Genomic DNA, 13561 nt, shown 5'->3' with positions numbered 1-13561 from the left:
TTTTTTTGTATTATAATGAGGGATATCGTGTGTACTTGGGAGGGGAATATCATTGGAAAAAGAAATGAGAATTTTAGTGGTGGATGATGAAGATCGTATTCGCCGTTTGCTTCGTATGTATTTAGAGCGAGAAGAATATGTGATCGATGAAGCAGCGAATGGGGAAGAGGCGCTGGAAAAAGCGACAGCTAGTGATTACGATTGTATCTTGCTTGATTTAATGATGCCAGGTAAAGACGGTATTGAAGTGTGCCGTGAGCTTCGCGAGACAAAAACAACACCGGTCATTATGTTGACAGCTAAAGGAGAAGAAGCAAACCGTGTGCAAGGCTTTGAAGTAGGCACAGATGATTATATCGTGAAGCCGTTTAGCCCGCGTGAAGTCGTTTTACGAGTAAAAGCACTTTTACGCCGTTCGTCGCCAACAACATACTTGCAGGCTGATACGAAAACAAAAGATTTAATTGTCTATAAACATTTAACGATCGATAACGATGCCCATCGCGTAACGGCAGACGGGGAAGAAGTGAATTTAACACCGAAAGAATATGAACTTCTTTATTTTCTCGCTAAAGCACCGGATAAAGTGTTTGACCGTGAGCATCTATTAAAAGAGGTGTGGCATTATGAGTTTTTCGGAGATTTACGAACAGTGGATACACATGTAAAGCGGCTCCGTGAAAAGCTGAATAAAGTATCGGAACAGGCAGCTAAAATGATTGTCACGGTCTGGGGTGTCGGCTACAAATTTGAGGTTGGAAGTGAATGAAAATATGGCGAAGTGTTGTCGGGAAGCTCTGGGCCACGATCCTGCTTCTCGTTTCATTTGTTCTAGCTTTTTTAACGATTTTACTGCTTGAGTTTTTCGAAAACTATCACATTACTCAAGTTGAGCAGCAGCTGGAAAATACAGCAGAAAAAATTGCAACGGTCATTGCTGATCATGAAAATAAAGCGACTGGTTTAGAAGTCGCGTGGGAGCTTGTAGATGATCCGGCGCATGTCATGATTGCTGAAAACGAAAATGTCTATCATTATTCGCCTGTTGAAACAGATGAAGCGAAATTAAGCAAAGAAACCATTACCGGTGATCCAACGTTGTCAGCCGTTTTTGAGGGCCGGCAAAAAGTGCAGGCAGAAGTGCCAATTGACGAAGGATCGAGTTTAGACAGCCGCTATGAAAATTCATTTATTGTCGGTGTGCCTTTTGAAATGAATAACGGGGAAAATGGAGCTGTCTTTATTTATCAGTCGCTGCAGGTAATGAAAGAAACGACCGAACAGACGACAAAACTTATTTTGGCTGCAGCGGGTATTGCCATCGTTTTAACAACCTTTTTTGCTTTCTTTCTATCCACTCGTGTCACAGCACCGCTTCGAAAAATGCGGGAAGCAGCAACAGAGTTGACACAAGGGAATTTCGATATGAAAGTACCCATTTTAACGAATGATGAAATAGGGGCACTTGCAACGTCCTTTAACAAAATGGGATACCAGTTGAAAGGAAACATTCATGCGCTTAATCAAGAAAAAGAACAGCTGTCGAGTATTTTAAGTTCAATGGCGGATGGGGTTATTACACTCGATCAAAACGCAAAGGTGCTGATTACAAACCCGCCAGCGCATCAGTTTTTACATAACTGGCAATTTGAAAACAAAGCGAGCGGCAATGAAGCCGAAGTACCGACACTGTTAACTGCTTTATTTGAAGAAGCGGTAAAAACAGAAACAGAGCAGGAAGGCGAATTGACGATGCAGGGCCGTTCTTATGTTATCATCGTCAGTCCGCTTTATAATGACGAATCTGTGCGCGGTGCTGTGACGGTCGTCCGAGATATGACGGAAGAGCGGCGTCTTGATAAATTACGTGAAGACTTCATTGCCAACGTATCCCATGAATTACGTACGCCGATTTCAATGATGCAAGGCTATAGTGAAGCCATCGTCGATGATATTGCGTCTACAGAAGAAGAAAAGCGAGAAATCGCACAAATTATTCATGAAGAGTCGCTGCGGATGGGGCGTCTCGTTAATGAACTGTTGGATCTTGCCCGCATGCAGGCCGGCCACATGACGCTAAATAAAGAAGAGGCAGACATTGAGCCATTTTTGATCCGTGTGACCAATAAGTTCCAGGGGATTGCAAAGGAAAAAAATATTCACCTGTCAGCGGAAACGAGTTATTCTCATGCGCCAGTATCGATTGATGAAGATCGGATTGAACAGGTGCTTACAAATTTAATCGACAATGCGCTGCGCCACACGCCAGAGAATGGAAACGTGAAAGTCGTTCATGAATTAAAAGAACTGTATCATGTCATTCGCGTCGAAGATTCCGGTTCTGGTATTCCGGAAGAGGATTTACCATTTGTCTTTGAACGTTTTTATAAAGCGGATAAAGCCCGGACGCGTGGACGTTCAGGAACCGGACTTGGTTTATCGATTGCAAAAAACATCGTTCATGCGCACGGCGGTACGATTAAAGTACAAAGTCATCTTGGACAAGGTACCGTTTTTTTCTTTACCATTCCAATACATGCTTGACAAAACAATTCCAAATCTGAGATAATAAACTTCAAATTTAATCAATTCATCTTCGGGGCGTGGTGAAATTCCCGACCGGCGGTAATTGGAGCTCAGTCTCCTTAAGCCCGCGAGCCGATAAGGCAGGATCCGGTGCGATTCCGAGAGCCGACAGTATAGTCTGGATGGGAGAAGATGAAGGTATGCCAGCGTTCAAAATGGTGCATGATGGACGTTTATTTGAGCATGACTTTTCTCCCCTTAGGCCTCCTGCTTAAGGGGATTTTTGCTGTTCGGTATACCTTCCTTCTGGAGAGATGGATCATAAGAAGGGGAGAATTAAATATGAAGAAGAACAAAGTACGTGTATTAACGATGCTGGGGCTGCTTTCAACATTATCTTATTTGTTGATGCTGATCAATTTTCCAATCCCGCCATTTCCACCTTTTTTAATGATTGACTTCAGCGATATTCCTGCACTGATTGCCGCTGTTGTCTTCGGTCCAATTGCGGGCATTACAGTCGAATTTTTGAAAAATGTATTGAATTTTATTATGATAGGAAGTCCAACTGGCGTTCCGGTTGGCCATCTCGCCAACTTTGTGGCAGGTGTCACCTTTATATTACCTGTCTATTACGTATATAAACGATTTGAGTCTAGAAAAGCGATGCCTTTTGCGATTTTAACGGGTGTTATCTTCATGTCTGTGATCATGAGTGTGCTGAACTACTATGTCATTTTACCGGCGTATACACTGTTCCTCGGTTCACCGGCTATGAGCGGTCCAGAAATGCGTCAAATGGTTGTCGCAGGTATCTTGCCATTTAACATCGTAAAAGGAATGATCGTTGGTATTGTGTATTACATGATTTTTGTCCGCTTGAATAGCTGGACGAAAAAACAGCTGGCGGCTTAACGAAAAAAATGGCCCTGCTTCTTTAAGAAGCGGGGCTATTTTTTCTATTCGAATTTAAGTGCATCACCGTCAAATGATTCATCAGCAATTTTGATTGAGTCTGTCGGGCAGCCTTCAAATGCGTCCTGCATGTCTTCTTCGAGAATATCAGGAACGATAGCAGTACCTTCGTTGTCATCTAAAATAACGAATGCAATGCCCTCGTCGTCATAATCATAAATATCGGGTGCAGCAGCGCCACAAGCGCCACAAGCGATACATGTGTCTTTATCGACAATCGTATACTTTGCCATGAGTGGACCTCCTATAAAATTTGTCAGTAAGCGTCGACTAAACACTTCTACCCTTCATTCTAAGTCCGATTAAATGACTTTTCAATACAAAACTCTTTGAATCCATAATGAAAAGGCTTACAATATAAAAAAAGAACCAAAAAGACAAGAACGCATGTTTTGTGGTACAATAAAGTAAAAAGGAAGAGGTGATGTGTGTGAGGTGTTTAGAGGCGGTTATGGTAAATGCTATAAAGGCTGTAGAAGGAGAACGCACATCATCGTCTGTTTATCATTTACTAAAAGGAAAAAAATCCGCGCAGACGATTCAAGATGCGCACTTATATCAATTAACGAAATGGTTTCATACTGCTCCTTTCTTAACGCTCTCTTCATTTGAAACAATGATGAATGGCCTTATAAAAAAAGCGTATATAACGGGTGATTTGCAGCGCCCATTTGTTACACAAGAAGGAGTAGAAAATATGAATCGCCTTTTTCAGCAGACAGGTTCGTTTAACGAATTGTCGGGATGGCAATTCTCTGGGACGGCCTCTGTCTTTTTTAGTCGACTACAGCTGCTTGTTCAGGTAGCGTCACATCTTACTTACGGTGATTCGTCTTACTATCCGGTGACACGTGATGACAGAATCCTTGAATGGGTGAAGAGATTTTTAACCTATATGCCATGTTCAAAAAAAGAACTCTCACCCCGTCTGTATAGTGAACTTGATTGTCTCTTTCGACAACTTCCAGAACAGCCTGAGTGTATTGTCATCCGTTTTTCGGGTCATAAACAGACTGGTAAAACGATTGCGCAAGCAGCGGAAAGGCTTGAAATGGAAGAAACAGAATACTGGTTCCGATTTCTTCATGCTCTCCATTCGATGATCAAAAATATAACAGAATCAATGTCGGGGACCCCTTTGCTGCAGGCGGTCGTGATGGATATACATGATCCGGTGACATTGACAATATCGGCACGCCAGACAGCGGATTACTTGAAAAAAGCGATGACAATAGATCAAATTGCTGCAAGCAGGCGGCTAAAAGAAGCAACGATTGAAGACCATATTGTTGAACTGGCGTTGAATGATCCATCATTTTCGATCCGCCCGTTTATTGAAGAAGAAAAAGAAGCAGCGGTCATCGAAGCAGCAAGGCTCGTTTCAAACCGTCAATTAAAGCCATTAAAAGAAAAACTACCGGATCATTCTTATTTTCAAATCCGACTCATACTGGCGAAAGAAAGCGGGAAATCGGTATGAACGTAGAAAATGTGCTTCATGAGAGATTTGGTTTTGCAGAGTTTCGTCCCGGACAGCGTGAGACGATCGAGTCGGTTTTATCCGGACAGCATACATTAAGCATGCTGCCAACCGGAACGGGAAAGTCGCTCTGTTATCAGCTGCCAGCCTATTTACTTCCAGGGACGGTCTTAATCGTATCACCGCTTCTATCGCTTATGCAGGATCAAACGGAACAATTAAAGATGCGTGGGGAAAAACGGGTTATTGCGTTGAATTCATTTTTGCAATACGAAGAAAAAACAGCGGCACTTGCGAATCTGAACCGGTACAAATTTATTTTTTTATCACCAGAAATGCTTCAATTGCCGCAAGTGATTGGGGCACTGTGTCCGCTAACTGTTTCGTTATTTGTCGTGGATGAAGCGCACTGCATTTCACAGTGGGGATATGATTTTCGTCCGGATTATCGTTTATTGGGCGACGTTCGTCATGAACTTGGCAGCCCGCTGACGCTTGCGTTAACCGCAACGGCGACAGAAAAAGTACGACAGGATATTAGAGAAGGCCTTCATCTGCCGACAGTAAAAGAATGGGTATTTTCTGTCAATAGGCCGAATATTGCTTTACAAGTGGAGACGCTGCAAAATCAGATGGATAAGCACCAACGGCTTATTGAACTCGTTACTTTTTTTAAAAAGCCGGGAATCGTCTATTTTTCAGGACGGAAAGCAACGGAAGAAGCGGTCATTCAATTAAAACAGGCGGGTATTGTAAGGGCCGCTTATTATCATGGCGGGATGGAGGCAAGTGACCGCCTGCTTATTCAACATCAATTTTTAACGGGTGAACTAGATGTTGTATGTGCAACGAGTGCATTTGGGATGGGCATTAATAAGGAAAATATCCGATTTGTTATTCATTATCATATGCCGCCGCAAATGGAGTCTTATTTACAGGAAATTGGGCGGGCAGGACGTGATGGGAATCCGTCAATAGCCATTCTTTTATATGCTCAAGGGGATGAGTCGCGTCATGAGTTTATCGCAGCGATGGAGTTTCCAGATGACGGACAGATTAGGCAGTTGACGGAGTATTCGGTGAATCCGCGTGATATACAGCCGCCGCTGTCTGAGACGCAAGAGCGTTTTGCTGTTCATTATAAACAGGAAGCAAACGAGAAAAGACTGAATGCTGCTGTTTATATGAAAGAGAGACGGAATCATTTACTGGCACGGAAAGCGGAAAAACGTAATGAAATGCTTACATGGATTTTTTCTTCAAACTGCCGCCGGGCCGACTATATGCACTTTTTTAATGAAAAGCCGCTTAAACAGCCGCACTGCTGTGACTGTTGTGGCATCGATCTATCCATATATAAAAACAAATCGGTGAGCAGGCGCAGTGAAGAACAACTAAACTGGCGCAATATGCTAGCTCAGTTACTGCCGGGAAAATGACCTATTAACCAACACGTTCTTGTCGAGTATAATAAGAATAGTCAATTGCTTTTTACGATTTAGCCTGGGGAGGAACCGTTATGAAGAAAGACCCATATCGTGAAATGGCCGAACAACATAAACAGCCGCTTGAAAAAGTGCAGAACAAACAACAAGAAGATAAAGGGACACCACAGCGGCCAGTGAAAGAAAAAGGCGAAAAAAAGCGTCATTATCCGCTTTTAACAGCTCTTCTTATCTGTTTTATCGCATTACCTTTTCTGGCGGTGTATGTATATAAAGAAGACAAACCGCCTGTAGAACGAGTCTTTACGGAGCAGCATGATACAGTGAATGAAGAAACAGCACAAGATGCAAACTAAAAATAGTTTATAAGATTGAAGGGAAGCTCATCATGTTGAAACAACTTATGCTTGCGGCTGCCCCTTTTGCCGCAGCCGGTCTTTATATGTGGAAAGAAGCATTTTACAATGAAGTAAAAGAAACTGTGATAGCCGACAAACGATTTCCGGAAAAGGCGCCGATCGCGCTTTTTTTTATTTCAGATATTCATCGCAGACTGATACATTCATCTATTATTAAACGTGTACAAGGACGCGTGCAGGCCGTTATCATTGGCGGAGATTTATGTGAGAGCGGGGTTGAAGACAAGAGGATTCGGGAAAATATAAAGAGGCTGTCTTCGATCGCACCGCTTTATTTTGTACCAGGCAATAATGATTATGAAATAGAGTGGGGCCGTCTTGCGGCTATTTTTTCTGAATGGAATGTGACAGTGTTGAAAAACGGGTCCGCTGCGCTGGCACCGGATGTATATGTACTCGGTACAGACGACTTGAGTAAAGGAAAGAGCGACAAAGGCGCTCTATTTCAAAATGTTCCATCACATTCGTACAAAGTAGTAGTGAGCCACAACCCAGCGTTTATCCGGAAGATCCAACAAAAAGACCGTGTGGCCATCCTGTTAAGCGGCCATACGCATGGTGGACAAATTCGATTCGGGCCATGGGGATTATACGAAAAAGGACAATGGAAAAAAGTGAATGGGATCCATGCGCTCGTGTCAAATGGATATGGTACGACAGGCATTCCATTTCGTCTAGGCGCCCGAGCAGAAACGCATCTTATCACTATTTCCCGGTCAAAGGAGACGTTCTAAATTTAACATGCCGTGTAATGACTGTATGACTACCGGGAAAGGACGAACATCATGAATGAAGGAAAATACAACATTAAAGCTGTTTCTACAATAACAGGTATTCAGCCGGGTACGCTGAGAGCATGGGAACGTCGCTATCACATTTTAGAACCGGTTCGCAACGATGCAGGTCACCGATTGTATACAGAAGAGCATATTCGTAAGTTAAAATGGCTTTCTGAAAAAGTACAGCAAGGTTTGACGATCAGTCAGGCAGTTGCCATCTTTGATCAGCACGAAACAGAACCGGGATCTTATACTTATGTTGAAGCGGCAGAAATGAGTCAGCAAGAAGTACTGTTTGAGGAGCTTTTACAGGCGCTTCTTCGCTTTGATGAAGTGAAAGCACAGGAACTCATTAATAAAGGATTTGCGTTATATACGATTGATCATGTGACCATTCATATTCTCGCGCCCCTTCTTATTCGAATCGGAAAGCTATGGGAAGAAGGCGAAATTACGACAGCACACGAACATTTTGCAACCTCGATTCTTCGCTCACGTATCGGTATGGTCATGCATTCATTCCCACACAATGGTGTTTTACCAAAAGTCGTCGCTGTATGCGGTCCAGGCGAGTGGCACGAACTTGGACTGCTTATTTTTACATTGTTCGTCAGACGGCTCGGTTATGAAGTTGTTTATCTTGGCGCGAGCCTAAAAGAAAAAGAAGGCGACATTTTTACCGTGATCGATATAGTGAAGCCGAAATTTTTGTTTTTTTCTTGTGCAAAGTTTGACAACATAGCGCCGACAATCCAATTAGCAAATAAATTGAAAGCAGCTTATTCAAATATGGAAATTGGCATAGGCGGTTCGGCAATGAACGGACCGTTGCTGGATGGAGCAGAATCTTATGCTGTCGGCGAGACGCAGCAAGAGTGGAATCAGTGGATGAACAGTCGGCTGTAAGAGTGTCTAATTGAATTATCCCTCTATTTTTTCTACAATGTAGAGTAGAGAAATATAGGATAGGAGCGATTGTGATGAAAAAAGAAGACTGTATTATTGTCGGAGGTGGCCCATGCGGGTTAGCAGCGGCAATTGCATTAAAGCAAATCGGCAAAAACCCGCTCGTGATTGAAAAAGGAAACGTCGTGAATGCTATTTATGAATATCCGACCCATCAGACGTTTTTTAGTTCTAGTGAAAAACTAGCGATCGGTGATGTGCCGTTCATTATTGAAGAGCGGAAACCACATCGCAATCAGGCCCTCGTTTATTACCGTGAAGTCGTAAAATTAAAAGAACTGCGCATTCACCGATTTGAGCAAGTAACCAGTGTTGAGAAGCAGGAAAATGGGTTATTTCATGTACATACGTCAAAAGAAAAATACGAAACATCATATGTTATTATTGCAACGGGCTACTACGATCACCCAAATTACATGAAGATTCCAGGTGAAGAACTTGGCCATGTTTTTCATTATTTTAAAGAAGCTCATCCGTTTTTTGATACAGACATCGTTGTCATCGGCGGGAAAAATTCAGCGGTGGATGCGGCATTGGAGCTGCACAAAGCAGGTGCAAGAGTAACGGTCATTTATCGGGGCAGCGAGTATTCACCGAGCGTGAAGCCGTGGATTTTACCGGAGTTTGCCGCGCTTGTAAGAGATGGAGAAATTGCCATGGTTTTTAATGCAGAAGCGAAAAAAATTACAATGGACTCATTTACATATGAAAAGAATGGTGACCTTGTCACAATCAAAAATGATTTCGTTTTTGCGATGACGGGCTATCACCCTGATCATTCATTTTTAACGAGAATGGGAGTGGAGATTGATAGAGAAACAGGACGGCCTAATTACGATGAAGAAACGAAAGAAACGAACGTAGACGGTATTTTTATTGCTGGCGTTATTGCAGCGGGCAATGATGCAAACGAAATATTTATTGAAAATGGTCGCTATCACGGAGGTGAAATTGCGACAGCGATTGCAGAAAGAGAAAAAGGCGGGGCTTAATGCCCGCCTTTTTTTATGCGAAAATGTCTGGTAATTCTTCCTTGCGGCCGGAGGATAGGGCAGTTAGTAATTTTAACCGTGCTTTTTGGCCGTTTAACCCGCCTGCAAAAAGTGCACCTGCTTCTTTTAAAGTACGGCCGCCGCCTTCATAGGAGTAGACGGGCTGGACAATGCCGCTGACACACCTAGAAGCGATGACGACGGGTACGCCGGATTCAATTAGTTGGATGACGGCCTGTGCAGCGGCAGGAGGCAAATTACCTTGACCAAGTGCCTCAATAACGACGCCATCACAATGGCTGAGCTGCTTGATAAGAACATCGTCCATGCCGATATATGCTTTTAATAACGGAATGGTGAAATCAATTGATCCGATATCGAACGTTTCTGAAGCGGCTGGTGTACTGAAAAAATGGGCGCCCGTTTTCAGTACACTACCGATAGGTCCGGCGTCAAAACTTTGAAATGCGTTAAGGTTACTCGAATGTGATTTTGTCACATACTGGGCGCTGTGAATCGTTTCATTCATCACGACAAGGACACCTTTATTTGCTGATTGATCGCTGACCGCTGTTTTGACTGCTGCGATCAAGTTGGAAAGTCCATCTGCACCGATTTCATTGCTTGAGCGCATTGCACCGGTGATGACGACTGGAATGTCAACTGAAAGGGTTAAGTCCAGAAAATAAGCTGTTTCCTCCATCGTATCAGTCCCGTGCGTCACAACGACTCCATCTGCCTCGGTCTGCTCGATGAGTTTTTTTAAGGTCATCATTTCGTTCACAGTCATGTGAGGAGACGGGATTTGAAACGGCTCTTTTACTGTATAGACCGCATCGACGTCTGGGATCTCAATGACGTCTGCGATAGGATTACCGCCATCTAGTTCTACACCGCCCGTTTCCGCATGTTTTTTCATCGAAATCGTCCCGCCTGTATGAATGAATAAAATGTGTTTTTTCGACATAACATGCACTCCTTATTTTCAATCTGCATGTCTCATGATACGATGGGAGAAACAGAAAGAAAAGAGGAAAAGCGTATGCTCCCGATTCTTTCAGCGGGGATTGCGCCAGGTCTTGCGCTTCTCTGTTATTTTTATTTGCGGGACCGTTATGAAACAGAGCCGGTAGCCACGGTAGCTAAGGCGTTTTTATATGGCGTCGTTATTACGTTCCCGGTCATGTTTTTGCAATATGTGCTTGAAGAAGAACAGCTTTTGTCCGGTGGGTTTTTGCAAGCGTTTCTATCTGCAGCCATGCCGGAAGAGTTTATGAAATGGTTTATTTTATATTATTTGATTTATAGTCATACTCATTTTGATGAACCATATGACGGCATCGTATATGCGACGAGTGTGTCTCTTGGTTTTGCTACAGCGGAAAATGTGCTTTATTTAGCAGTACACGGTGTAGAACATGCATTTTTGAGAGCGCTTTTGCCAGTATCAAGCCATGCATTATTCGGTGTTATTATGGGCTATTATTTTGGTCAGGCAAAATTTGGCAAGATTCATTTGGAAAAGAACATGCTCTTTTTGGCCTTTTTGCTTTCCTTTTTACTGCACGGATCATTTGACTATATTTTATTTATTGAAACGACATGGATGTATTATATCATTCCATTCATGCTGTTTTTATGGTGGTTTGCGCTGCGAAAAGTAAAAAAAGCACATCTATTAACGGAAATATACCATCGGACGAAAGCGTAAAGACGCGGTGAAAAGAGACTCTCTCTTACCGCGTCTTTTTTGTGCATAAAACAGTGAATCTCGTGTCACACTACTAGCATATTGAAGCATATTGAAACAGGAAGGTGACACATATGAAAAAGTGGAAAAAAGCCTCTGTAGTTTGTATGACATTGATTCTTCTTTTGACAGCTCATCATGTAGGCGCGTTTTCCAATCAGATCATTCAGCGTGGAGCAGAAGGAGACGATGTCATTGAATTGCAGGCACGGCTTCAGTATACGGGCTATTATCGAGATTCAATAGATGGTGTATTCGGCTGGTCGACCTATTGGGCGCTGCGAAATTTCCAAGAATCATTCGGCTTGCCGGTTGATGGCCTAGCCGGGACCGCAACGAAAAAAAAGCTGGAGAAGGCATCGAAATATGATGAAGCACACGTGAAAAGCCAACTCCGTAAAGGCCGGTCGTTTTCCTACTACGGTGGCGCTGACACGACATCGCAGTCCGTCAATTCACCGCCCGGTTTTTCGCAAAATGATATTCAGTTGATGGCAAATGCCGTATACGGAGAGGCACGCGGGGAGCCGTATGAAGGGCAGGTAGCTGTTGCAGCTGTTATTTTAAATCGAATAGGCAGTGAAAGCTTTCCAAACACAGCGTCGGGGGTCATTTTTGAGCCGGGTGCGTTCACGGCTGTAGCAGACGGTCAAATTTGGCTGAAACCAAATGAAACGGCTAAAAAAGCTGTACTCGATGCGATAAATGGATGGGATCCGACTGGTGAAGCGCTCTATTATTTTAACCCGAATACGGCAACGAGCGCATGGATCTGGTCGAGGCCGCAAATTAAAAAAATCGGTCAACATATTTTCTGTGAATAGGAGTGAAAACGATGCGTTCATTTACAATAGCTGCTCTTACTTTGTTGCTTGCTGTCACGGCTATATGGGGTTTTTCACAGTACCGGCAAAAAGAAGCCATGTACATTGAAGCGGAAAATGGCTATCAGCAGGCGTTTCATGAACTCGTCTATCAAGTCGATGTTATTCATGACCGGACTGGCGAAGCGCTGGCTATGAATTCAAAAGGGAATTTAACACCGGCGTTGACGGACGTATGGAGGCTTACCTCTGAGGCGCATAATGCGATTAGCCGGCTGCCGCTCGGATTTATGCCATTTTCTAAAACAGAAGAGTTTCTTGGTTCAAGTGGAGATTTTACGTATAAAACAGCTATTCGCGATTTGGATAATGAACCTTTAACCGATAAAGAGTATAACCAGTTAGAAACGTTGTACAGCCAGGCAGCCGATATTCAAAAAGAATTGCGGACCGTACAAATGTCTGTACTTGATAAAAATTTGCGTTGGACCGACATTGCACATGCAACAGCGAAAGGCGATGAACCAACTGATAATACCGTTATAGATGGATTCAATACGATTGAGAACAAAGCATCCGAATTTTCAGAAGCAGATGTCTCTCAAGCAGCTCAGGTGAAGAAATCCATTTCAGACGATGAGTTAAAGCGGCTGAAAGGGGATAAAGTGACGAAAGAAGAAGCGGCATCGATTGCAAAAGACTATTTTGACATTGATGCGGAAGTGACAACTGTGGAGAAAAATTTGAAAGGGGCAGCCATTCCGTTTTATAATGTGGCCGTTATCGGAAAAAATGGAGAAGAAGCCAGTATGGATGTGACGCAAAAAGGCGGCTATCCACTTACTTTCAATGTGAATAAAACGAGCGGAAAAGGCAAAATCAGCCTTCATGATGCATCTAAAAAAGCCGCTGCCTTTTTAAAAAAGCATGGATTTGACAACATGGTTATGACAAATAGTGCCCAATATGACCATACGGCTGTATTTACATTTACGACGAAGCAAGGTGATGTATTGATTTATCCAGAGTCAGTGACGATCAAAACGGCACTTGACAATGGCGTTGTCTCTGGATTAGAGGCACAAAACTATTGGAAAAATAAGCGTGAAAGAGATATTGGATCGCCTACACTAACGTCGGATGAAGCGAAAAAAGAACTTCATCCAAAGCTGACTGTCATGGAAACGCAAAAGGCGATCGTAACAAATGAAGTGGGAGAAGATGTACTATGCTATGAATTTTTAGCTGAAAACGGGACGGCTTCTTATCGCATTTTTATTAATGCAAAAGATGGAAAAGAAGAGCGGATTGAGAAACTTGCCGAAGCGGAAGCAGGGTATTAATTAAATAAAGTCCATTGCATTCCAAAGTCGTTTCTATTATAATTTTTTCCGGGTAGATGCTT

Annotated in this window: 14 protein-coding genes and 1 riboswitch; of the genes, 12 read left to right on the top strand and 2 right to left on the bottom strand. The window is 43.0% G+C overall.

Annotated features, from left to right (window positions below):
• Window positions 1-64 precede the first annotated feature (64 nt).
• The 3 genes from A3M5_RS0110975 to A3M5_RS0110965 all read left to right on the top strand — a co-directional run bounded on the left by A3M5_RS0110975 (window position 65) and on the right by A3M5_RS0110965 (window position 3441).
• Window positions 65-769: a response regulator transcription factor gene (locus tag A3M5_RS0110975; RefSeq protein ID WP_196803590.1), complete on the top strand. Its 705-nt coding sequence runs from the start codon at window positions 65-67 to the stop codon at window positions 767-769.
• Window positions 766-2544 carry an ATP-binding protein gene (locus A3M5_RS0110970; protein WP_018393818.1) on the top strand — a complete coding sequence of 593 codons (1779 nt, stop codon included), beginning with the start codon at window positions 766-768 and terminating at the stop codon, window positions 2542-2544. The genes A3M5_RS0110975 and A3M5_RS0110970 overlap by 4 nt, the downstream gene beginning before the upstream one ends.
• A gap of 44 nt (window positions 2545-2588) precedes the next feature.
• A riboswitch (FMN riboswitch) is annotated at window positions 2589-2724 on the top strand.
• Window positions 2725-2868: 144 nt separating this feature from the next.
• Window positions 2869-3441 (top strand): ECF transporter S component, encoded by a 573-nt coding sequence (locus A3M5_RS0110965; protein ID WP_018393817.1) that lies wholly within the window; start codon window positions 2869-2871, stop codon window positions 3439-3441.
• Between the two features lie 44 nt (window positions 3442-3485).
• On the opposite strand, the gene A3M5_RS0110960 is transcribed toward A3M5_RS0110965, so the two are convergent.
• Window positions 3486-3734: a ferredoxin gene (locus A3M5_RS0110960; RefSeq protein ID WP_018393816.1), complete on the bottom strand. Its 249-nt coding sequence runs from the start codon at window positions 3732-3734 to the stop codon at window positions 3486-3488.
• Between the two features lie 197 nt (window positions 3735-3931).
• Between A3M5_RS0110960 and A3M5_RS0110955 the strand changes: the two genes are divergently transcribed.
• The 6 genes from A3M5_RS0110955 to A3M5_RS0110930 all read left to right on the top strand — a co-directional run bounded on the left by A3M5_RS0110955 (window position 3932) and on the right by A3M5_RS0110930 (window position 9582).
• Window positions 3932-4981 carry a YpbB family protein gene (locus A3M5_RS0110955; RefSeq protein WP_196803562.1) on the top strand — a complete coding sequence of 350 codons (1050 nt, stop codon included), beginning with the start codon at window positions 3932-3934 and terminating at the stop codon, window positions 4979-4981.
• Window positions 4978-6420: a RecQ family ATP-dependent DNA helicase gene (locus tag A3M5_RS0110950; RefSeq protein ID WP_018393814.1), complete on the top strand. Its 1443-nt coding sequence runs from the start codon at window positions 4978-4980 to the stop codon at window positions 6418-6420. The genes A3M5_RS0110955 and A3M5_RS0110950 overlap by 4 nt, the downstream gene beginning before the upstream one ends.
• Before the next feature lie 80 nt (window positions 6421-6500).
• Window positions 6501-6782 (top strand): hypothetical protein, encoded by a 282-nt coding sequence (locus A3M5_RS0110945; RefSeq protein ID WP_018393813.1) that lies wholly within the window; start codon window positions 6501-6503, stop codon window positions 6780-6782.
• Window positions 6783-6814: 32 nt separating this feature from the next.
• The gene (locus A3M5_RS0110940) at window positions 6815-7579 is read left to right on the top strand and encodes a metallophosphoesterase (RefSeq protein WP_018393812.1); all 765 of its coding nucleotides are present in this window, start codon (window positions 6815-6817) and stop codon (window positions 7577-7579) included.
• Window positions 7580-7630: 51 nt separating this feature from the next.
• Entirely contained in the window at window positions 7631-8530 is a 900-nt protein-coding gene (locus A3M5_RS0110935) for a MerR family transcriptional regulator (RefSeq protein ID WP_018393811.1), read from the top strand.
• A gap of 74 nt (window positions 8531-8604) precedes the next feature.
• The gene (locus A3M5_RS0110930) at window positions 8605-9582 is read left to right on the top strand and encodes a YpdA family putative bacillithiol disulfide reductase (RefSeq protein ID WP_018393810.1); all 978 of its coding nucleotides are present in this window, start codon (window positions 8605-8607) and stop codon (window positions 9580-9582) included.
• Window positions 9583-9595: 13 nt separating this feature from the next.
• On the opposite strand, the gene A3M5_RS0110925 is transcribed toward A3M5_RS0110930, so the two are convergent.
• Window positions 9596-10549, bottom strand: a complete 954-nt coding sequence (locus A3M5_RS0110925; protein ID WP_018393809.1) for an asparaginase — start codon at window positions 10547-10549, stop codon at window positions 9596-9598.
• Window positions 10550-10624: 75 nt separating this feature from the next.
• Between A3M5_RS0110925 and prsW the strand changes: the two genes are divergently transcribed.
• From prsW to ypeB, 3 genes are all read left to right on the top strand, one after another.
• Window positions 10625-11293 (top strand): glutamic-type intramembrane protease PrsW, encoded by a 669-nt coding sequence (prsW, locus tag A3M5_RS0110920; protein WP_018393808.1) that lies wholly within the window; start codon window positions 10625-10627, stop codon window positions 11291-11293.
• 146 nt (window positions 11294-11439) lie between these two features.
• Window positions 11440-12156, top strand: coding sequence for a spore cortex-lytic enzyme (gene sleB, locus A3M5_RS0110915; protein ID WP_231373285.1), 717 nt, complete (start codon window positions 11440-11442; stop codon window positions 12154-12156).
• Between the two features lie 11 nt (window positions 12157-12167).
• Complete coding sequence (gene ypeB, locus A3M5_RS0110910) at window positions 12168-13499, top strand: germination protein YpeB (protein ID WP_018393806.1); 1332 nt, start codon at window positions 12168-12170, stop codon at window positions 13497-13499.
• Window positions 13500-13561: the final 62 nt, after the last annotated feature.

Origin of the sequence: Bacillus sp. 37MA (assembly GCF_000372765.1) — a bacterium.
GTDB lineage: Bacteria > Bacillota > Bacilli > Bacillales > Domibacillaceae > Domibacillus > Domibacillus aminovorans.
This window is presented reverse-complemented; position numbering and strand designations above follow the sequence as displayed.

What these genes read in the sequence shown, in the direction of transcription:
- A3M5_RS0110975 (WP_196803590.1), top strand. Translation starts at nt 65, where the DNA reads ATGAGAATTTTAGTGGTGGATGATGAAGATCGTATTCGCCGTTTGCTT.
- A3M5_RS0110970 (WP_018393818.1), top strand. Translation starts at nt 766, where the DNA reads ATGAAAATATGGCGAAGTGTTGTCGGGAAGCTCTGGGCCACGATCCTG.
- A3M5_RS0110965 (WP_018393817.1), top strand. Translation starts at nt 2,869, where the DNA reads ATGAAGAAGAACAAAGTACGTGTATTAACGATGCTGGGGCTGCTTTCA.
- A3M5_RS0110960 (WP_018393816.1), bottom strand. Translation starts at nt 3,734, where the DNA reads ATGGCAAAGTATACGATTGTCGATAAAGACACATGTATCGCTTGTGGC.
- A3M5_RS0110950 (WP_018393814.1), top strand. Translation starts at nt 4,978, where the DNA reads ATGAACGTAGAAAATGTGCTTCATGAGAGATTTGGTTTTGCAGAGTTT.
- A3M5_RS0110945 (WP_018393813.1), top strand. Translation starts at nt 6,501, where the DNA reads ATGAAGAAAGACCCATATCGTGAAATGGCCGAACAACATAAACAGCCG.
- A3M5_RS0110940 (WP_018393812.1), top strand. Translation starts at nt 6,815, where the DNA reads ATGTTGAAACAACTTATGCTTGCGGCTGCCCCTTTTGCCGCAGCCGGT.
- A3M5_RS0110935 (WP_018393811.1), top strand. Translation starts at nt 7,631, where the DNA reads ATGAATGAAGGAAAATACAACATTAAAGCTGTTTCTACAATAACAGGT.
- A3M5_RS0110930 (WP_018393810.1), top strand. Translation starts at nt 8,605, where the DNA reads ATGAAAAAAGAAGACTGTATTATTGTCGGAGGTGGCCCATGCGGGTTA.
- A3M5_RS0110925 (WP_018393809.1), bottom strand. Translation starts at nt 10,549, where the DNA reads ATGTCGAAAAAACACATTTTATTCATTCATACAGGCGGGACGATTTCG.
- prsW (WP_018393808.1), top strand. Translation starts at nt 10,625, where the DNA reads ATGCTCCCGATTCTTTCAGCGGGGATTGCGCCAGGTCTTGCGCTTCTC.
- sleB (WP_231373285.1), top strand. Translation starts at nt 11,440, where the DNA reads ATGACATTGATTCTTCTTTTGACAGCTCATCATGTAGGCGCGTTTTCC.
- ypeB (WP_018393806.1), top strand. Translation starts at nt 12,168, where the DNA reads ATGCGTTCATTTACAATAGCTGCTCTTACTTTGTTGCTTGCTGTCACG.